We start from the raw sequence: 17,314 nt of genomic DNA on the forward strand, positions 1-17,314 counted from the left end.
AAATTATGCTACTTTTCTATTTTTACCGGTTTTCATTAAACCATCATAATGTCTGTTCAACAAATATGAATTTACCTGTTGTACCGTATCGATAGCAACACCAACCATAATTAACAGGGAGGTACCACCATAAAATAACGCCCATCCAGCTTGAACATCCATCAACTTTACCACAACCGCTGGTAAAATAGCCAGCAAAGCTAAGAAAATAGATCCAGGTAACGTTATTAAAGACATAATCTTATCTAAATAATCTCCAGTTTCTTTCCCAGGACGAATTCCAGGTATAAAACCACCACTTCTTTTTAAGTCATCTGCCATCTTATTGGTAGGAACCGTAATAGCAGTATAAAAATATGTGAAGATTATAATCAATATTGCAAAAAGTAAATTATAAGCCCAACCGAATATATCACTGAACTGAACTTGCATCCACTGTCCAAAAGATGTATCATCAAAAGCACCACCTATCATACCAGGTACGAACATAATTGCCTGAGCAAATATTATAGGCATTACACCAGAAGCATTTAACTTCAATGGTATATATTGTCTAGATCCCATGATGTTCTTTTCATAACCACCAGAAGCAGTTCGTCTTGCATATTGTACAGGAATCTGTCTTGTAGCCATTACTAAAAGAATACAAGCCAAAATAACCAAGAACCATATAATAACTTCAATTAAAATGAACATTAGTCCACCATTATTATTTGTTGTTCTTGAAATAAATTCTTGAACAAAAGACTGTGGCATAGTAGCTATAATACCAATCATTATCAATAACGAAATACCGTTACCAATACCTTTATCGGTAATTTTTTCACCTAACCACATTGCAAAAACCGTACCTGTTACCAATATAATAACAGCTGGCACCATAAAATCAAGTCCCTTTCCCAATAAGAAAGCACTATCCCTAACACCAAAGGCTTCTAATCCATACAAATAAGCAGGAGCTTGAACAATACAAATACCGATAGTTAACCATCTGGTGATTTGATTGATGGTCTTACGACCACTTTCTCCTTCTTTTTGTAATTTCTGAAGATAAGGAATTGCAATACCCATTAACTGAACTACAATAGAAGCAGAGATATATGGCATAATACCTAATGCAAAAACAGAAGCATTAGCAAACGCCCCTCCTGTAAATGCATTTAAAAGACCAAATATTCCTTGGTCAGTACCATCTGTTAACCCACCTAATTGCGTTGAATCTATACCTGGAAGTACGATTTGACAACCAAAACGATAAACCAACAAAAGACCTAGTGTAATAAGAATTCTATTTCTTAGCTCTTCTATTTTCCAAATATTGGATATTGTATCAATAAAATTCTTCATGCTCTCGTCTATGCTTACAAACTTATTGCTTCACCACCTGCTGCTTCAATTGCTGCTTTGGCAGATGCTGTAAATTTATGTACTGAAACTTTAAGAGAAGCTTTTAACTCGCCATTTCCTAAAATTTTCACTAAATCATTTTTACCAACTAAACCATTCTCAATTAAAATGTCTAAAGACACCTCATTGGTAATAACTTTATTATTTACAAGTTCTTGTAACTTTTCTAAGTTGATACCTTGGTAATTCTTACGGTTAATATTCGTAAAACCAAATTTAGGTACACGACGTTGCAAAGGCATTTGACCACCTTCAAAACCGATTTTCTTAGAATAACCAGATCTTGATTTCGCTCCTTTATGCCCTCTAGCAGCAGTTCCTCCCTTACCAGAACCCTGACCTCTACCAAGGCGTTTTCCGTCTCTATTTACTGAACCTTCTGCAGGCTGTAGACTATGTAAACCCATTTTATTCTAAATTTAAGCTTCCTCAGTGGAAACTAAATGTTTAACTTTATTTATCATTCCAAGAATGTTAGGAGTATCATCATGCTCAACTACCTGACCAATTCTCTTTAAACCAAGAGCCTCTAAAGTTCTTTTTTGATTTTGAGGTTTCTTAATTCCACTTTTTACCTGTGTAACTTTAATCTTTGCCATAATTTTCCTCTTAGCCTTTAAATACTTTTTCTAAAGAAACACCTCTTTGTGTTGCAATGGTTTTTGCATCTCTAAGTTGCAATAAAGCATCAAAAGTAGCTTTTACAACATTATGTGGGTTGGAAGAACCTTGAGACTTAGACAATACATCATGCACACCAACTGATTCAAGTACTGATCTTACAGCACCACCAGCAATAACACCGGTACCATGTGATGCAGGCTGAATATATACTCTAGCCCCACCGAATTTACCTTTTTGCTCATGTGGTAAAGTACCTTTGTTCAAAGGTATACGCACTAAATTCTTTTTACCATCTTCAATTGCTTTGGCAATTGCAGTAGCAACTTCTTTAGATTTACCTAAACCGTGACCTACAACACCATTTTCATCACCTACAACAACAATTGCAGAAAAACCGAATGCTCTACCACCTTTTGTTACCTTAGTTACACGCTGAATACCAACTAATTTATCTTTTAAATCTAAACCACCTGGCTTAACAGTTTCTACGTTTTTATATTTTTGGAACATACTAGTATATTAGAATTTTAGACCTGCTTCTCTTGCACCTTCAGCTAGAGACTTAACTCTACCATGATACAAATTACCCCCTCTATCAAAAGCTACTTTATCTAAACCAGCTTTTACAGATTTCTCAGCGATTGTTTTACCAACCAAAGCAGCAATCTCGGTTTTATTTCCTTTTACTTTTGCAATATCCTTATCTCTTGAAGAAGCAGATACTAAAGTGACTCCTTTAACGTCGTCTATAACTTGAGCGTAAATTTCGCTATTACTTCTAAATACAGATAACCTTGGTCTAGCTGCAGTCCCAGAAGAAACCTTACGAATTCTACGACGGATTCTTAATTTTCTTTGTGTTTTTGATAATCCCATAATATCCTATTATTAAGCTGACTTACCAGCTTTTCTTCTTAATATTTCACCTACAAACTTGATACCTTTCCCTTTGTATGGCTCTGGCTTACGGAAAGATCTGATTTTCGCTGCTATATGACCAACTAGTTGTTTGTCATGTGAAGTCAGCTTTACGATAGGATTCTTACCCTTTTCTGATATAGTTTCAACTTTTACCTCTGGGGCCAAGTCAAAAACAATGTTGTGTGAAAAACCTAAAGCCAAATCAAGTTTTTGCCCTTGATTACTTGCCCTATACCCTACACCAACTAATTCCAATTCTTTAGTCCAACCTTTAGAAACACCTTCAACCATATTAGTGATAAGTGATCTATACAAACCGTGCTTAGCTTTATGCTCTTTAGAATCTGAAGGTCTTGTTACCCAAGCCTGACCATCTTCTACTTTAATCGCTACACCAGAGAATTCTTGAGTCAATTCACCTAATTTTCCTTTTACAGAAATTATGTTGTCATTGATTTCAATTGTAACTCCTTCTGGAATTGCGACTGGATTATTACCTATTCTAGACATTTTCTAAATCTTTAATCAATTAATAAACGTAGCACAAAACTTCACCACCAACTTTCTCTGCCTTGGCCTGCTTGCTAGTCATTACACCATGAGATGTAGAAACAATTGCAATACCTAAACCATTCAATACACGTGGCAATTCTTCACTGCCGGCATATTTTCTAAGACCAGGCTTACTTATACGCTGTATTTTCTTGATAACAGGCTCTTTTGTAAGCTTATCGTATTTCAAAGCTATTTTAATAGAACCTTGAACCTTGTCTTCTTCAAACTTATAACTTAAAATATATCCTTGATCGAACAATATTTTAGTTATCTCTTTCTTTAGATTTGACGCAGGGATTTCAACAACCCTATGTCCCGCTCTACTCGCGTTTCTAACTCTCGTTAGGTAATCTGCAATAGTATCTGTTACCATGTATATATAATTCGGGAACGGTTTTCAGCAATAGGCTAAACCTGAACCCATTAATAATCTTTTATTTACCAGCTAGCTTTCTTAACCCCTGGAATTAATCCAGCGTTAGCCATCTCTCTGAACATTACCCTTGAAATACCAAAAGTTCTCATGTAACCTTTTGGTCTACCAGTTAATTTACATCTGTTATGCAAACGTACCGGAGATGCATTTTTAGGTAATCTCTGCAACGCTTCATAATCACCAGCTTCTTTCAAAGCTTTGCGCTTTTCAGCATAATTTGCTACAGTTCTTTCCCTTTTTCTCTCACGGGCTTTCATTGATTCCTTAGCCATACTAATTCTTTTTAAAAGGTAATCCTAATTCTGTTAATAATGATTTTGCTTCCTTATCCGTATTGGCAGAAGTTACAAATGTAATATCCATACCGTTAATTCTATTGATTTTATCAATATTAACTTCAGGAAATATAATTTGTTCCGTAATACCTAAGTTGTAATTTCCACGACCATCAAAACCTGTTGCTTTGATACCTTGAAAATCTCTAACACGTGGTAAAGCAGAAGTAACCAAACGATCCAAAAATTCGTACATACGCTCACCTCTTAAGGTAACTTTTGCACCTATCGGCATACCTTTTCTTAATTTAAAGGCAGCAACATCCTTTTTAGACATTGTAGCAACAGCTTTCTGACCAGTAATCATAGTCATTTCATCTATTGCATGGTCTATAAGTTTCTTGTCAGCAACGGCAGCACCCACACCTCTACTCATTACTATCTTCTCTAACTTAGGAACCTGCATTACATTACTGTAACCAAACTCTTCGGTAAGGGCAGCTATAATTCGCTCCTTATACTCTTTCTTTAATCTTGCAACGTATGCCATAACTAAATTACTTCATTGGATTTTTTGGAAACCCTAACTTTTTTACCATCCCTTACTTCGTAACCTACTCTAGTTACATCTCCAGTTTTACTGTCGATTAACCCTAAGTTAGAAATATGGATTAAAGCTTCTTTTTTTACAATACCACCTTGAGGGTTCTTAGCACTAGGCTTCTCATGTTTAGATACCATATTGGCACCTTCAACGATGGCTTTATTTTTCTCAAGATCAACACGCATAACCTTACCTTCGGTACCTTTATGGTCTCCAGCAATGATTCTTACCGTGTCTCCTGTTTTGATTTTTAACTTTTTCATCTTGTCCGTTATATTATAATACCTCTGGGGCCAATGATACAATCTTCATGAACTGCTTATCCCTAAGCTCTCTTGCAACAGGTCCGAAAACACGTGTTCCTCTCATTTCTCCGGCAGGATTCAATAACACACAAGCGTTATCATCAAATCTGATATAAGACCCATCAGGTCTTCTAACCTCTTTCTTTGTACGAACTACAACAGCTGTTGACACCGCACCTTTCTTGATACCTCCATTTGGAGTTGCTTCTTTAACGGTAACAACAATTTTGTCACCTATAGAAGCATATCTTCTTTTGGTACCACCAAGAACACGAATAGTTAAAACTTCCTTTGCTCCGGTGTTATCCGCTACTTTTAGTCTAGATTCTTGCTGTAACATAACTTATTTAGCTCTTTCTAAGATTTCTACTAATCTCCAACATTTGGTTTTACTCATAGGACGAGTTTCCATGATCTTTACAGTATCACCAATGTTACAATCGTTCTTTTCGTCATGCGCAACATACTTCTTTGTCTTCAAAACGAATTTACCGTACATAGGATGTTTTACTCTTTTCACCTCAGAAATAACTATGGATTTCTCCATCTTATTACTAGTGACAACTCCTACTCTCTCTTTTCTTAAGTTTCTTTTTTCCATAAAGCCCACCAATTATTGGTTTTCCCTATTAGTTAATTCAGTTGCTATTCTTGCCACCGTTCTCCTTACTTTTCTAATCTGAAGTGGATTTTCTAACGGAGTTACAAAATGCGCAATTTTCAAATCTGAATGTTGCTTCTTGTACTCGGCCAGTTTCTCCGTAAGTCCTTCCACAGACATTTCTTTAATCTCTTGTTTTTTCATTATTCCTTACGTTTAATTTCCAGCCTCGTAATCACGAGCTACAATAAATTTAGTTTTAACAGGAAGTTTTTGAGCCGCCAATCTTAAAGCTTCTTTTGCTACTTCCATAGGAACTCCGGCCACTTCGAACATAATTCTACCTGGTTTTACCACGGCTACGAAATATTCTGGAGCACCTTTACCTTTACCCATACGTACTTCTAATGGTTTTTTGGTAATCGGCTTATCCGGAAATATTTTAATCCACAATTGCCCTTCCCTTTTCATATATCTAGTAGCAGCAATACGTGCAGCTTCTATTTGACGTGAAGTTAAAAATGCAGCATCATCAACATTCTTTATACCGAACATACCATTTGAAAGTTGGTGTCCTCTTCCAGCAAGACCTTTCATACGGCCTTTCTGCATTTTACGGAACTTTGTTCTTTTCGGTTGTAACATTACTTTAGTTCTTTAAAAAATTACTTTCTACGACGTTGTTTTCTTCCACCTTCTTGTTTACCACCTTTAGAAGAATCCTTTTGCATTCCAACTAACGGAGATAATTCCCTTTTACCGTAAACCTCACCCTTCATAATCCAAACTTTAATACCAAGTTTACCATATGTTGTTTGAGCTTCCTGTAAAGCATAATCAATATCAGCTCTAAAGGTCGATAATGGAATTCTACCATCTTTATATGATTCAGAACGTGCCATTTCAGCACCGTTTAATCTACCTGAGATCTGAATCTTAATACCTTCGGCATTCATACGCATTGCTGCAGCGATTGCCATCTTTATCGCTCTTCTAAAAGAAATTCTACTTTCTATTTGACGAGCTACACTTGCTGCAACTAAATTAGCATCAAGTTCTGGTCTTTTTATTTCAAAAATGTTGATTTGAACCTCCTTATTGGTGATTTTTTTCAACTCTTCTTTCAACTTATCAACTTCTTGACCACCTTTACCAATAATGATACCAGGTCTTGCAGTTGTTACTGTTACAGTTATAAGTTTTAAGGTACGTTCAATTATAACTCTTGAAACACTAGCTTTAGAAAGTCTCGCATGAATATACTTACGTATTTTATCATCCTCAGCCAATTTATCTCCGTAATCGTTTCCACCGTACCAGTTAGACTCCCAACCTCTGATGATTCCTAGACGATTTCCTATTGGATTTGTTTTCTGTCCCATTCTAGTTTTCTGTTATATTTTTTGACCCCAAAACCAATGTAACATGGTTTGAACGTTTTCTAATTCTATGCGCTCTACCTTGTGGAGCAGGACGCAATCTCTTAAGCATAGCACCACTATCAACTCTAATCTCAGCAACTACCAAATCAGCATCCTCTAAATTTGCATCTTCGTTTTTTGCTTGCCAATTAGCCAAAGCAGAAAGTAATAATTTCTCTAACTTTCTTGAAGCTTCTTTTGGATTGAATCTTAATATAGCTAATGCCTGCTCTACCTTTACACCACGAATTAAATCAGCAACTAAGCGCATTTTTCTAGGTGAAGTAGGACAATTGTTCAACTTAGCGAAAGCTACTTTTTTCTTCTCGGCCTTAATTCTTTCGGCCATCTGTTTTTTACGAACTCCCATAGCTTACTTTTTTCCTTTGTTTTTTGCACCAGCATGACCTCTAAAAGATCTAGTTGGCGAAAATTCCCCAAGTTTATGTCCTACCATGTTTTCTGTTACAAAAACAGGTACAAATTGTTTTCCATTATGAACCGCTATAGTCATCCCAACAAAATCAGGAGTAATCATAGAAGCTCTTGACCATGTTTTTATTACCGATTTCTTACCGGATGATACACTTTGTTGGATTTTTTTCTCCAAGCTATAGTGTACGTATGGTCCTTTTTTTAGTGAACGTGCCATTTCTTTCTACTTTTTTATTTCTTTCTACGTTCTATTATATACTTATTGGTGCTCTTGGTCTTCGTACGAGTTCTGAAACCTTTAGCAGGTATTCCGTTTCTCGATCTTGGATGACCACCTGAAGCTCTACCTTCACCACCACCCATTGGGTGATCGACAGGGTTCATAGCTACCGGCCTTGTTCTTGGTCTTCTACCCAACCATCTACTTCTACCTGCTTTACCAGATACCAATAATTGATGATCAGAGTTTGAAATAGCCCCAATGGTCGCAACACAACCAGAAAGAATTAATCTTGTTTCACCAGATGGCATTTTTACAGTAACAAACTTACCATCCTTTGCCATTAATTGAGCAAATGTACCAGCACTACGCGCCATAACAGCACCTTGACCAGGTCTTAACTCAATACATGAAATTATAGTTCCCAAAGGAATCTCGCTTAATGGAAGAGCATTTCCGATCTCAGGAGCTACAGTAGCACCCGCAGAAACCTGCTGACCTACTTGTAAACCATTTTGAGCGATTACATAACGCTTTTCTCCATCTGCATATTCCAAAAGAGCAATAAATGCAGTTCTGTTTGGATCGTACTCAATAGTTTTAACAGTAGCAGCAACATCTTGCTTATCTCTCTTAAAATCTATTACACGATACCTTCTTTTATGACCACCACCTTTTTGGCGCATGGTCATTTTTCCTTGACTGTTTCTACCTCCGGACTTTTTTAACGGAGCAAGCAAGCTTTTTTCCGGCTTATCAGCAGTAATGGCGTCAAATCCGTTTACTACTCTAAAACGCTGCCCTGGAGTGATTGGTTTTAATTTTCTAACTGACATTTCTTGTCTTTATAGATTACTGTAAAAATCGATAATATCACCTTCTACAACATCAACGATCGCTTTTTTAATTGCATTCGTCTTACCATGTTGCACACCAGTTTTTGTATATCTGGATTTTCTTGAAGGACCGTAATTCATAGTACGAACCTTCTTCACAGAAACACCATAAGTAGCTTCAACCGCATCTTTAATCTGCAATTTGTTAGCCTTAGGGTCAACTACGAATCCATAACGGTTGTTCAACTCGCTATCAGCAGTCATTTTTTCCGTTATAATTGGTTTTATCAACACACTCATGATATTATTGTTTATTTAAATTCGATTCAATTCCCTCTAAAGAGCTCTCTAACAATACCACACTATTAGCGTGAAGAATTTTGTAAGTACTTAATTCTGAGTTAGTTATAACTTCCGACCCTTTAAAATTACGCGAAGACAAATATACACCTTTATTTGAATCACCCAACACTATTAAAGACTTTTTATTCTCAAGACCTAAGGTCTTTAAAACACCAACAAAATCTTTAGTTTTTGGAGTATCAAAATCGAAGTCTTCGACTACTAAAATTGCATTTTCTTTAGACTTTAAAGTCAATGCAGATTTTCTTGCCAAACGCTTTAAGTTTTTATTCAACTTTTGGCTATAATCTTTAGGTCTAGGACCAAATATTCTACCACCACCTCTAAATACCGGCGATTTAATACTACCTGCTCTTGCAGTACCTGTACCTTTTTGTTTTTTAATCTTTCTTGTACTACCAGCTATCTCTGCTCTTTCCTTAGCTTTATGCGTACCTTGTCTTTGATGTGCCAAATACTGCTTAACATCAAGGTAAACTGCATGCTCGTTAGGCTCTATAGCGAAAACATCATCAGAAAGGTTTGCCTTTCTACCTGTGTCTTTTCCTTTAATATCTAAAACTGCTACTTTCATTACATCTACCTTTGTATAGTTACATAAGCATTCTTATGGCCCGGAACACAACCTTTAACTACTAAAAGATTTTTTTCTGGAACTACTTTTAAAACTCTAAGGTTTTGAACCGTAACACGATCCGTACCCATTCTACCGGCCATTTTCATACCCTTGAATACTCTTGCAGGATATGATGCAGCACCAATAGAACCTGGAGCTCTAAGTCTGTTATGCTGACCGTGCGTTGCTTGACCAACACCACCAAAACCGTGACGTTTTACAACACCCTGAAAACCCTTACCTTTAGATGTACCTATAACATCTACGAACTGTCCTTCAGTAAAAACATCAACACCAACGGTGTCACCTAATTTAAAATCACCTTCAAAATCTTGAAACTCAACGACTTTTTTCTTAGGAGAAGCACCTGCTTTTTTAAAATGGCCTAATTCAGCCTTATTAGCACGATTTTCTGCCTTGTCATCGAAACCAAGTTGAAGGGCACTATACCCGTCTACCTCTTCGGTTCTGACTTGGGTAACTACACATGGTCCAGCCTCAATAACGGTACAAGGAATGTTCTTTCCGTTCTCGTCAAAAATACTAGTCATGCCTACTTTCTTTCCTATTAACCCAGACATACTTATTTATATTAATTATTACTTATTAAATTCTTATCAAAAAAATAGGGTCAAAATAATTTAACCCTAAATTATTTTTATCCGTTTTTCCCTCGCACGCAGCTTAGGACATGTAGCCCAACTCTATAAAAGAGATGGACAGTGATTATACCTTAATCTCAACCTCAACACCACTTGGAAGTTCTAACTTCATAAGTGCATCAATTGTCTTAGATGAAGAGCTATAAATATCCAACAATCTCTTGTAAGAACTTAATTGGAATTGCTCTCTAGATTTTTTGTTCACGTGAGGTGAACGTAAAACCGTAAATATCTTTTTATGCGTTGGTAAAGGAATTGGTCCTGTTACAACAGCACCGGTAGTCTTTACCGTTTTTACAATCTTCTCAGCAGATTTATCCACTAAATTATGATCGTAAGATTTTAGTTTTATTCTAATTTTCTGACTCATGTCCTAAATTTATGCTGTTATACCTTTTGCTGCTTTAATAACTTCCTCCGAGATATTAGAAGGAGTTTCCGCATAATGTGAAAATTCCATTGTTGAAGTTGCACGACCTGAAGATAAAGTTCTCAATGAAGTAACATAACCAAACATTTCAGATAAAGGAACAGTACCTTTAACCACTTTTGCTCCAGCTCTATCACTCATATCGCCAATAGTACCTCTACGTCTATTTAAATCTCCAACGATATCACCCATATTTTCTTCAGGAGTAATAACTTCCAATTTCATTATAGGCTCCATAATTACAGCACCGGCAGCTTTACCCGCAGCTTTGTAACCCATTTTAGCAGCCAATTCAAACGAAAGTGCATCTGAATCCACAGGGTGGAAAGAACCATCCTTAAGCACAACTTTCATTGAATCCATTTCATATCCAGCTAAAGGACCATTTTGCATAGCAATCTGGAAACCTTTCTCTACAGATGGTATGAATTCTTTTGGAATACGACCACCTTTAATTTCATCAACAAACTGCAATCCATCACCTTCGAAATCATCATCAGCAGGTCCCATTTCAAATACAATGTCACCAAACTTACCACGACCACCAGATTGCTTTTTATAAGTTTCTCTATGAGCAGCAGTTTTTGTTAACGCTTCTTTATATTCAACTTGAGGCTCACCTTGACTAACCTCTACCTTAAACTCTCTTCTTAAACGGTCAACAATAATATCTAAGTGAAGCTCACCCATACCAGATATAATAGTTTGTCCTGAAGCTTCGTCCGTTTTAACCTGGAAAGTTGGATCCTCTTCAGCCAATTTAGCCAAAGCCATACCTAACTTATCAACATCCGCCTTTGTTTTAGGCTCAACAGCAATACCGATAACTGGCTCTGGAAAGTCCATACTCTCCAAAACAATAGGATGCTTCTCATCCGACATTGTATCACCGGTTTTAATATCCTTAAAACCAACAGCCGCACCAATATCTCCCGCTTCGATAAAATCGATAGCATTTTGCTTATTGGAATGCATCTGATAAATACGAGAGATACGCTCTTTCTTACCTGATCTATTATTCAATATATACGAACCAGCATCTAGACGACCTGAATATGTTCTAAAAAATGCCAATCTACCCACAAAAGGATCAGTAGCAATTTTAAATGCAAGTGCAGAAAAAGGCTCCTTTACACTTGGCTTACGCTTTTCAACAACGCCAGTATCAGGATTAGTACCAGCAATATCGTCCTTATCTACAGGAGAAGGCAAATATCTACATACCGCATCCAACAAAAACTGAACACCTTTATTCTTAAATGAAGAACCACAGATCATAGGTATAATTGCACGATCCATAACAGCCGCTCTTAAAGCAGCATGTACTTCTTCTTCAGTAATAGAGTCTTCATCCTCGAAGAATTTCTCCATTAACTCCTCATCATACTCAGCAACAGCTTCAATCAAGGCAGCTCTATACTCCTTAACCTCTGCTTTCATATCTTCAGGAATATCAATAACATCGAAAGTAGAACCAAAGTTGTCATCATGCCACACAATAGCCCTATTCTTTGCTAAATCTACAATTCCTTTAAAATCAGCCTCTTCTCCAATTGGCAAAACAATAGGAACTGCATTTGAACCCAACATTTCCTTAACTTGCTTACAAACCATAAGGAAGTTAGAACCCTGACGGTCCATTTTGTTTACAAATCCAATTCTTGGAACTTTGTAATTATCCGCCAATCTCCAGTTTGTCTCTGATTGAGGCTCAACACCATCAACAGCACTAAAAAGGAATACCAAACCATCCAATACACGCAAAGAACGATTTACCTCAACGGTAAAATCAACGTGTCCCGGAGTATCAATAATATTAAAGTGATAATCTTTAGTATCAGCTAATTCCTTAGCATTTTCCAATGGAAACTTCCATGTACAGGTTGTTGCAGCAGAAGTAATTGTAATACCTCTTTCTTGCTCCTGCTCCATCCAGTCCATAGTTGCAGCACCATCATGTACCTCACCTATTTTATGACTAACACCCGTATAAAAAAGAATACGTTCTGTAGTAGTAGTTTTTCCAGCATCAATATGAGCTGCAATACCAATATTTCTTGTAAATTTTAAATCTCTTGCCATGTCTATTTAGAATCTAAAGTGCGAAAATGCTTTGTTTGCCTCAGCCATCTTGTGCGTATCGACTCTTTTCTTAACAGCAGCACCTTCTTCTTTTGCCGCCGCTAAAATTTCTCCAGCTAGCTTTTGCGCCATACCTTTCTCATTACGCTTTCTTGCATAACTAATCAACCATTTCATAGCAGTTGATATCTTACGGTCCGGTCTAATCTGCATTGGAATTTGAAATGTTGCACCACCAACTCTTCTACTTCTCACCTCAACATGGGGCATAACATTACTTAATGCATCCTTCCAAAGCTCTAAAGCTGTTTTTTCTTCATCGGTCTTTTTAGCATCTACGATATCTATTGCATCGTAAAAAACACCAAAAGCAACTGATTTCTTACCATCCCACATCATCATATTGACGAAACGCGTCACCAACTGATCATTAAATCTTGGATCTGGTAAAAGTGGTCTTTTCTTTGCCTGTCTTTTTCTCATTACTTCGTTTTAAACAAGTTTAATTACTTCTTAGGGCGTTTTGCACCATATTTAGATCTACGTTGTGTTCTACCGGCCACACCTGCTGTGTCCAATGCACCACGTACAATATGATACCTAACTCCTGGTAAATCCTTAACTCTTCCGCCTCTTACTAATACTATCGAGTGCTCTTGCAAATTGTGACCCTCACCAGGTATGTAAGCATTTACTTCCTTACCATTGGTCAACCTAACCCTTGCTACTTTTCTCATAGCTGAATTTGGTTTCTTTGGCGTGGTAGTATAAACACGTGTACAAACACCTCTTCTCTGAGGACACGAATCCAAAGCAGCCGATTTACTCTTCTTAGTAATCGTCTCTCTTCCTATTCGTACTAATTGTGATATTGTTGGCATACTATAATAATATATAAAAATTACCCCTACTTTAAGGGTCGGCAAATGTAGTCATATTTCGGTAAAATTCAAATCATTATGAATTTATTTTTATTTTTTTTCAATTCAACAGAAATCAACACAAAATTCATTGGTTAAAACTGTCTTAATATTTTAAAAACTTCAAGTAAAAACCCATACAATTTTCACTTTAAATTAAATGCAGGTTTTTTAGACTTTTTCTGAAGAATTATGAATATGATAAAAAAAACGGTGTTGAATTATATAACTTTAAATATGGATCGTGTTTAATATGTAACTCCGAATTTTATAACAAGTTCTTAAAGTTTTATTAAAATTATCTTGCATTATTAACACATTATTGTGAAGTTTGTCGCTAGCTAATTCAAATAATTTAAAAATGAGAACAAAACTAAATGGATTGTTAACGCTACTATTGGCGTTAGTTGTGCATATTTCTTTTGCACAGCAAAAAACAGTATCCGGTACGGTTACTGATCAGGGAGGGCTTCCTTTGCCCGGGGTTAACATTGTAGTTGAAGGCACCACAACAGGTACTCAAACAGATTTCGATGGTAACTATTCCATTATGGCCTCACAAGGCGAAACATTATTATTTACTTACATTGGTCAAAAAGCCGTTAGAAAATCGGTTGGTGCTGGCAGTACAGTAAATGTGCAAATGGAAGAAGATGCACAAGCGCTGGAAGAAGTAGTTGTAACCGCTCAAGGTATTAAGCGTGAGAAGAAGGCTTTAGGTTTCGCAGTATCATCTGTAGACGAAGAAGATTTGGAATCACGTGCTGAAGGTGATGTTGCCCGTGTATTATCAGGTAAAGCATCTGGTGTACAGATTACTTCCGCAGGTGGTATGTCTGGTTCTGCAACCAATGTTGTAGTTAGGGGTTTAAGTTCCTTTAGTGGAAGTAACCAGGCCCTTTTTGTTGTTGATGGTGTACCATTTAGTAGTGATACTAATGCACAAGACACAAATGGTGGTGGTTCTAACTTCTTAACCGGTAACACTGGTTCTTCAAGATTTTTAGATTTAGACCCAAACAACATTGCAAAAATTGAGGTATTAAAAGGTCTTGCGGCAGCAACACTTTATGGTTCACAAGGTAAAAATGGTGTTATTTTGATTACCACTAAGGCAGGTTCTTCTGTAGGTGGTAAAAAGAAAACTGAAATCACAGTAAACCAATCTTACTTTGTTAATGAATTTGCTTCTTTACCTGACTATCAAGATGAATATGGTAATGGTTTTGATCAAGCATTTGGATGGTTCTTCAGTAACTGGGGACCAAGTTTTGAAGAAAGCGGCCTTTCAGGTTGGGGAAGACAATCTGCGATTGACGAAAATGGTACTTTAGAGCACCCATATAGTAGTACTGCAGTTGCTGCTACTCGTGAAGCTTTTCCTGAATTACAAGGAACAAGATATGACTGGAAACCTTACGATTCTGTAGAAGATTACTTCAAACCAGGTTCTGTAAGCTCTACTTCTGTTAACATTAACGGTGCATCAGAAGATGGAAATACGACCTTTAATGCAAACTTTGGTTACTTAGATGATGAATCTTTCGTACCTGGAAACGGTTTAACAAGAGCTAACGTTTCTTTAGGTGGTAGATCTAAATTATCGAATAAATTCACAGTTTCAGGAGCTATGAACTACTCGAGAACAGATTACAGTTCACCTCCAATTGCAGCGAGTGAAGGTAATGGTACTACAGGTCTTTCAATTTTTGGAAACATTTACTTCACACCTCGTAGTGTTGATTTATTAGGATTACCTTACCAAAACCCAATTGATGGTTCTAGTGTATACTATAGAAATGGTAACGATATCATTAATCCACGTTGGACTGAAAATAACGTAAAATACTCTCAGTTAACAACACGTGTTTTCTGGAATGCTTCTGTACAATATGACATCAATGATAACCTAAACATGACCTATAGAGCAGGTTTAGATTATTATAACGAAAGAAATGAACAATACTCTAATAAGGGTGGTGTTGCATTTACAAGTGCAATATTTGGTTTCTTGAATACCTATGATAACAATAATACGATTTGGGATCACTACTTAGCCCTTAACGGTAATTATGATTTATCTGAAAAATTAGGTTTGTCATTCAACGCAGGTGCTACAACAAGATCAACAACTTTTGATCAGCAAGGTGTTGCTAGTACTGGTCAAATTGTATTTGACATACAGAGACATTTTAACTACTCTAACCAATCCCCTATTCAATATTCTGAAAAAAGAAATATTGCTGGTTTATTAGGACAGGTTACTTTGGACTACGACAACATGTTATTCCTTACAGCATCTACTAGAACTGACTGGGTTTCTAACTTAACTACAGAAAACAACAGTCAAACATATCCAAGTGCTAGTGCATCTTTCTTACCTACTGCTGCTTGGCCTGGTATTAAATCTGAAAAAGGTCTTAACTTCTTGAAATTAAGAGCTGGTTTAGGGCAGTCTGCGACTTTCCCAACTGCTTATCCAACGGTAAGTGTTGTTGAGCAAAATACACAAGTATATGGTGAAGGCGGTGAAGTTACAACCAACCAAGTTGCTGCTTTTAAAGCTAATCCTGACTTAAAACCTGAGCTATTATCAGAATTTGAAGTAGGATTTGAATCTAAATTCTTTAACAATAGAGTTTCTTTAGATTTCACATATTTTGACAGAACTACAAAAGACTTGATCGTTAGAGAGCCTCTTTCTCCTTCAACCGGTTTTACTTTCACGCAAAGTAACGTTGGTAAAATAGAAGGTGATGGTATTGAAATAGATTTAGGTGTTGACTGGGTAAGAAGTGACAACTTCAACTGGAACACAAGAGCTAACTTCACTAAAAACAAATTTATAGTAACTGAGCAAGAGCAAGACATTATTATCTATGCTGGTAGTTCAACTTTATCAGTTGGTGGTAACGCCGCAATTAAAGGTGAGCAGTTAGGTGTTATTGTAGGTGATGCAATTGCAAGAGATGCGGATGGCAACTTCTTAATTGATGATGGTGGTGATTACGTAACTACAGAGGTAGATGCTAATGGTAATGTTCCAATTATTGGTAATCCTAACCCAGACTATATTATGAACATCATAAACTCTCTTTCTTACAAGAATTGGAATTTAGGTTTTCAATTTAGTCATACTAAAGGTGGTGACATAGTTTCTAACACTATTGGTACATTATTAGGTAGAGGTTTAATTACTGAAACTTTAGATAGAGAGAACACTTATATTTTACCTGGTGTATCTCAGAGCACTGGAGAAGTAAACAATAAGCAGATCAATAACTCTACTTACTACTTCAACAACATCTTATTCGGACCTACAGAATTAAAAGTTTATGATGCTTCTGTAGTACGTTTACAAGAACTTTCTTTAGGATACACTTTCCCTGCAAAAGCATTAGAAAGAACTCCTTTCGGTTCATTGACAATCACTGCCCAAGGATTTAACCTTTGGTATGATGCTTACAACACACCAGATGGAGCTAACTTCGATCCAAACATTCAAGGTGCTGGTGTTGGTAACTCTCAAGGTTTTGACTTTATCAACGGTCCAAGTTCTAGAAGATATGGAGTTAGTATTAAAGCAACCTTTTAAAAATTG

General features: G+C 36.6%; 26 protein-coding genes. 1 reads left to right on the forward strand and 25 read right to left on the reverse strand.

The annotated features are described in order from the left end of the window. Positions 1-3 precede the first annotated feature (3 nt). The 25 genes from secY to rpsL all read right to left on the reverse strand — a co-directional run bounded on the left by secY (position 4) and on the right by rpsL (position 13,674). Positions 4-1,347 carry a preprotein translocase subunit SecY gene (gene secY / locus VBZ51_RS02385; RefSeq protein WP_058103815.1) on the reverse strand — a complete coding sequence of 448 codons (1,344 nt, stop codon included), beginning with the start codon at positions 1,345-1,347 and terminating at the stop codon, positions 4-6. A 14-nt stretch (positions 1,348-1,361) separates the two neighbouring features. Beyond that, entirely contained in the window at positions 1,362-1,814 is a 453-nt protein-coding gene (rplO, locus tag VBZ51_RS02390) for a 50S ribosomal protein L15 (RefSeq protein WP_416575952.1), read from the reverse strand. A gap of 12 nt (positions 1,815-1,826) precedes the next feature. Then, positions 1,827-2,006: a 50S ribosomal protein L30 gene (rpmD, locus tag VBZ51_RS02395; protein ID WP_027064811.1), complete on the reverse strand. Its 180-nt coding sequence runs from the start codon at positions 2,004-2,006 to the stop codon at positions 1,827-1,829. Between the two features lie 10 nt (positions 2,007-2,016). Further along, on the reverse strand, positions 2,017-2,541 hold the full coding sequence (rpsE, locus tag VBZ51_RS02400; protein WP_058103817.1) for a 30S ribosomal protein S5: 525 nt from the start codon (positions 2,539-2,541) through the stop codon (positions 2,017-2,019). A 9-nt stretch (positions 2,542-2,550) separates the two neighbouring features. After that, positions 2,551-2,907: a 50S ribosomal protein L18 gene (gene rplR, locus VBZ51_RS02405; RefSeq protein WP_058103818.1), complete on the reverse strand. Its 357-nt coding sequence runs from the start codon at positions 2,905-2,907 to the stop codon at positions 2,551-2,553. 12 nt (positions 2,908-2,919) lie between these two features. Beyond that, positions 2,920-3,462: a 50S ribosomal protein L6 gene (rplF, locus tag VBZ51_RS02410; protein WP_058103819.1), complete on the reverse strand. Its 543-nt coding sequence runs from the start codon at positions 3,460-3,462 to the stop codon at positions 2,920-2,922. Between the two features lie 19 nt (positions 3,463-3,481). Continuing rightward, positions 3,482-3,880 (reverse strand): 30S ribosomal protein S8, encoded by a 399-nt coding sequence (gene rpsH / locus VBZ51_RS02415; RefSeq protein WP_058103820.1) that lies wholly within the window; start codon positions 3,878-3,880, stop codon positions 3,482-3,484. Between the two features lie 65 nt (positions 3,881-3,945). Next, a complete protein-coding gene (gene rpsN, locus VBZ51_RS02420) occupies positions 3,946-4,215 on the reverse strand; it encodes a 30S ribosomal protein S14 (protein ID WP_058103821.1) in 270 nt (89 codons plus the stop codon). Position 4,216: 1 nt separating this feature from the next. Continuing rightward, positions 4,217-4,768, reverse strand: a complete 552-nt coding sequence (gene rplE / locus VBZ51_RS02425) for a 50S ribosomal protein L5 (RefSeq protein ID WP_058103822.1) — start codon at positions 4,766-4,768, stop codon at positions 4,217-4,219. A gap of 2 nt (positions 4,769-4,770) precedes the next feature. Then, on the reverse strand, positions 4,771-5,085 hold the full coding sequence (rplX, locus tag VBZ51_RS02430) for a 50S ribosomal protein L24 (protein ID WP_058103823.1): 315 nt from the start codon (positions 5,083-5,085) through the stop codon (positions 4,771-4,773). A 13-nt stretch (positions 5,086-5,098) separates the two neighbouring features. After that, positions 5,099-5,467, reverse strand: a complete 369-nt coding sequence (rplN, locus tag VBZ51_RS02435; RefSeq protein ID WP_027064819.1) for a 50S ribosomal protein L14 — start codon at positions 5,465-5,467, stop codon at positions 5,099-5,101. Between the two features lie 3 nt (positions 5,468-5,470). Next, positions 5,471-5,728: a 30S ribosomal protein S17 gene (gene rpsQ / locus VBZ51_RS02440; RefSeq protein ID WP_058104316.1), complete on the reverse strand. Its 258-nt coding sequence runs from the start codon at positions 5,726-5,728 to the stop codon at positions 5,471-5,473. Between the two features lie 12 nt (positions 5,729-5,740). After that, positions 5,741-5,932, reverse strand: a complete 192-nt coding sequence (rpmC, locus tag VBZ51_RS02445) for a 50S ribosomal protein L29 (RefSeq protein WP_058103824.1) — start codon at positions 5,930-5,932, stop codon at positions 5,741-5,743. 12 nt (positions 5,933-5,944) lie between these two features. Further along, positions 5,945-6,373, reverse strand: coding sequence for a 50S ribosomal protein L16 (gene rplP, locus VBZ51_RS02450; RefSeq protein ID WP_058103825.1), 429 nt, complete (start codon positions 6,371-6,373; stop codon positions 5,945-5,947). Between the two features lie 20 nt (positions 6,374-6,393). Beyond that, entirely contained in the window at positions 6,394-7,110 is a 717-nt protein-coding gene (rpsC, locus tag VBZ51_RS02455) for a 30S ribosomal protein S3 (RefSeq protein WP_058103826.1), read from the reverse strand. A 1-nt stretch (position 7,111) separates the two neighbouring features. Next, the gene (gene rplV / locus VBZ51_RS02460) at positions 7,112-7,519 is read right to left on the reverse strand and encodes a 50S ribosomal protein L22 (RefSeq protein WP_058103827.1); all 408 of its coding nucleotides are present in this window, start codon (positions 7,517-7,519) and stop codon (positions 7,112-7,114) included. A 3-nt stretch (positions 7,520-7,522) separates the two neighbouring features. Continuing rightward, positions 7,523-7,801, reverse strand: coding sequence for a 30S ribosomal protein S19 (gene rpsS / locus VBZ51_RS02465; protein ID WP_036152139.1), 279 nt, complete (start codon positions 7,799-7,801; stop codon positions 7,523-7,525). A 14-nt stretch (positions 7,802-7,815) separates the two neighbouring features. Beyond that, entirely contained in the window at positions 7,816-8,640 is an 825-nt protein-coding gene (rplB, locus tag VBZ51_RS02470; RefSeq protein WP_058103828.1) for a 50S ribosomal protein L2, read from the reverse strand. A gap of 9 nt (positions 8,641-8,649) precedes the next feature. Then, positions 8,650-8,940, reverse strand: coding sequence for a 50S ribosomal protein L23 (gene rplW / locus VBZ51_RS02475; protein WP_036152136.1), 291 nt, complete (start codon positions 8,938-8,940; stop codon positions 8,650-8,652). A gap of 4 nt (positions 8,941-8,944) precedes the next feature. Further along, positions 8,945-9,577, reverse strand: coding sequence for a 50S ribosomal protein L4 (gene rplD / locus VBZ51_RS02480; protein ID WP_058103829.1), 633 nt, complete (start codon positions 9,575-9,577; stop codon positions 8,945-8,947). A gap of 5 nt (positions 9,578-9,582) precedes the next feature. Beyond that, complete coding sequence (gene rplC / locus VBZ51_RS02485; RefSeq protein WP_348428678.1) at positions 9,583-10,200, reverse strand: 50S ribosomal protein L3; 618 nt, start codon at positions 10,198-10,200, stop codon at positions 9,583-9,585. A gap of 145 nt (positions 10,201-10,345) precedes the next feature. After that, entirely contained in the window at positions 10,346-10,651 is a 306-nt protein-coding gene (gene rpsJ / locus VBZ51_RS02490; RefSeq protein ID WP_007094989.1) for a 30S ribosomal protein S10, read from the reverse strand. A 9-nt stretch (positions 10,652-10,660) separates the two neighbouring features. After that, positions 10,661-12,793: an elongation factor G gene (gene fusA, locus VBZ51_RS02495; RefSeq protein WP_058103831.1), complete on the reverse strand. Its 2,133-nt coding sequence runs from the start codon at positions 12,791-12,793 to the stop codon at positions 10,661-10,663. Positions 12,794-12,799: 6 nt separating this feature from the next. Beyond that, the gene (rpsG, locus tag VBZ51_RS02500; RefSeq protein WP_027064831.1) at positions 12,800-13,276 is read right to left on the reverse strand and encodes a 30S ribosomal protein S7; all 477 of its coding nucleotides are present in this window, start codon (positions 13,274-13,276) and stop codon (positions 12,800-12,802) included. Between the two features lie 23 nt (positions 13,277-13,299). Continuing rightward, a complete protein-coding gene (gene rpsL / locus VBZ51_RS02505) occupies positions 13,300-13,674 on the reverse strand; it encodes a 30S ribosomal protein S12 (protein ID WP_036152127.1) in 375 nt (124 codons plus the stop codon). Between the two features lie 400 nt (positions 13,675-14,074). Between rpsL and VBZ51_RS02510 the strand changes: the two genes are divergently transcribed. Next, complete coding sequence (locus tag VBZ51_RS02510) at positions 14,075-17,308, forward strand: SusC/RagA family TonB-linked outer membrane protein (protein WP_074672190.1); 3,234 nt, start codon at positions 14,075-14,077, stop codon at positions 17,306-17,308. Positions 17,309-17,314 lie beyond the last annotated feature (6 nt).

This window comes from Maribacter sp. HS (assembly GCF_048059195.1).
GTDB classification, from domain to species: Bacteria; Bacteroidota; Bacteroidia; order Flavobacteriales; family Flavobacteriaceae; genus Maribacter; species Maribacter dokdonensis.

What these genes read in the sequence shown, in the direction of transcription:
- rplC (WP_348428678.1), bottom strand. Translation starts at nt 10,200, where the DNA reads ATGTCTGGGTTAATAGGAAAGAAAGTAGGCATGACTAGTATTTTTGAC.
- rplP (WP_058103825.1), bottom strand. Translation starts at nt 6,373, where the DNA reads ATGTTACAACCGAAAAGAACAAAGTTCCGTAAAATGCAGAAAGGCCGT.
- rplX (WP_058103823.1), bottom strand. Translation starts at nt 5,085, where the DNA reads ATGAAAAAGTTAAAAATCAAAACAGGAGACACGGTAAGAATCATTGCT.
- fusA (WP_058103831.1), bottom strand. Translation starts at nt 12,793, where the DNA reads ATGGCAAGAGATTTAAAATTTACAAGAAATATTGGTATTGCAGCTCAT.
- rpsN (WP_058103821.1), bottom strand. Translation starts at nt 4,215, where the DNA reads ATGGCTAAGGAATCAATGAAAGCCCGTGAGAGAAAAAGGGAAAGAACT.
- rplR (WP_058103818.1), bottom strand. Translation starts at nt 2,907, where the DNA reads ATGGGATTATCAAAAACACAAAGAAAATTAAGAATCCGTCGTAGAATT.
- rpsS (WP_036152139.1), bottom strand. Translation starts at nt 7,801, where the DNA reads ATGGCACGTTCACTAAAAAAAGGACCATACGTACACTATAGCTTGGAG.
- rpsQ (WP_058104316.1), bottom strand. Translation starts at nt 5,728, where the DNA reads ATGGAAAAAAGAAACTTAAGAAAAGAGAGAGTAGGAGTTGTCACTAGT.
- rplN (WP_027064819.1), bottom strand. Translation starts at nt 5,467, where the DNA reads ATGTTACAGCAAGAATCTAGACTAAAAGTAGCGGATAACACCGGAGCA.
- rpmD (WP_027064811.1), bottom strand. Translation starts at nt 2,006, where the DNA reads ATGGCAAAGATTAAAGTTACACAGGTAAAAAGTGGAATTAAGAAACCT.
- rpsL (WP_036152127.1), bottom strand. Translation starts at nt 13,674, where the DNA reads ATGCCAACAATATCACAATTAGTACGAATAGGAAGAGAGACGATTACT.
- VBZ51_RS02510 (WP_074672190.1), top strand. Translation starts at nt 14,075, where the DNA reads ATGAGAACAAAACTAAATGGATTGTTAACGCTACTATTGGCGTTAGTT.
- rpsC (WP_058103826.1), bottom strand. Translation starts at nt 7,110, where the DNA reads ATGGGACAGAAAACAAATCCAATAGGAAATCGTCTAGGAATCATCAGA.
- rplV (WP_058103827.1), bottom strand. Translation starts at nt 7,519, where the DNA reads ATGGGAGTTCGTAAAAAACAGATGGCCGAAAGAATTAAGGCCGAGAAG.
- rplD (WP_058103829.1), bottom strand. Translation starts at nt 9,577, where the DNA reads ATGAAAGTAGCAGTTTTAGATATTAAAGGAAAAGACACAGGTAGAAAG.
- rpsG (WP_027064831.1), bottom strand. Translation starts at nt 13,276, where the DNA reads ATGAGAAAAAGACAGGCAAAGAAAAGACCACTTTTACCAGATCCAAGA.
- rplF (WP_058103819.1), bottom strand. Translation starts at nt 3,462, where the DNA reads ATGTCTAGAATAGGTAATAATCCAGTCGCAATTCCAGAAGGAGTTACA.
- rplE (WP_058103822.1), bottom strand. Translation starts at nt 4,768, where the DNA reads ATGGCATACGTTGCAAGATTAAAGAAAGAGTATAAGGAGCGAATTATA.
- rpsH (WP_058103820.1), bottom strand. Translation starts at nt 3,880, where the DNA reads ATGGTAACAGATACTATTGCAGATTACCTAACGAGAGTTAGAAACGCG.
- rpsE (WP_058103817.1), bottom strand. Translation starts at nt 2,541, where the DNA reads ATGTTCCAAAAATATAAAAACGTAGAAACTGTTAAGCCAGGTGGTTTA.
- rplW (WP_036152136.1), bottom strand. Translation starts at nt 8,940, where the DNA reads ATGAGTGTGTTGATAAAACCAATTATAACGGAAAAAATGACTGCTGAT.
- rplO (WP_416575952.1), bottom strand. Translation starts at nt 1,814, where the DNA reads ATGGGTTTACATAGTCTACAGCCTGCAGAAGGTTCAGTAAATAGAGAC.
- rplB (WP_058103828.1), bottom strand. Translation starts at nt 8,640, where the DNA reads ATGTCAGTTAGAAAATTAAAACCAATCACTCCAGGGCAGCGTTTTAGA.
- rpsJ (WP_007094989.1), bottom strand. Translation starts at nt 10,651, where the DNA reads ATGAGTCAGAAAATTAGAATAAAACTAAAATCTTACGATCATAATTTA.
- rpmC (WP_058103824.1), bottom strand. Translation starts at nt 5,932, where the DNA reads ATGAAAAAACAAGAGATTAAAGAAATGTCTGTGGAAGGACTTACGGAG.
- secY (WP_058103815.1), bottom strand. Translation starts at nt 1,347, where the DNA reads ATGAAGAATTTTATTGATACAATATCCAATATTTGGAAAATAGAAGAG.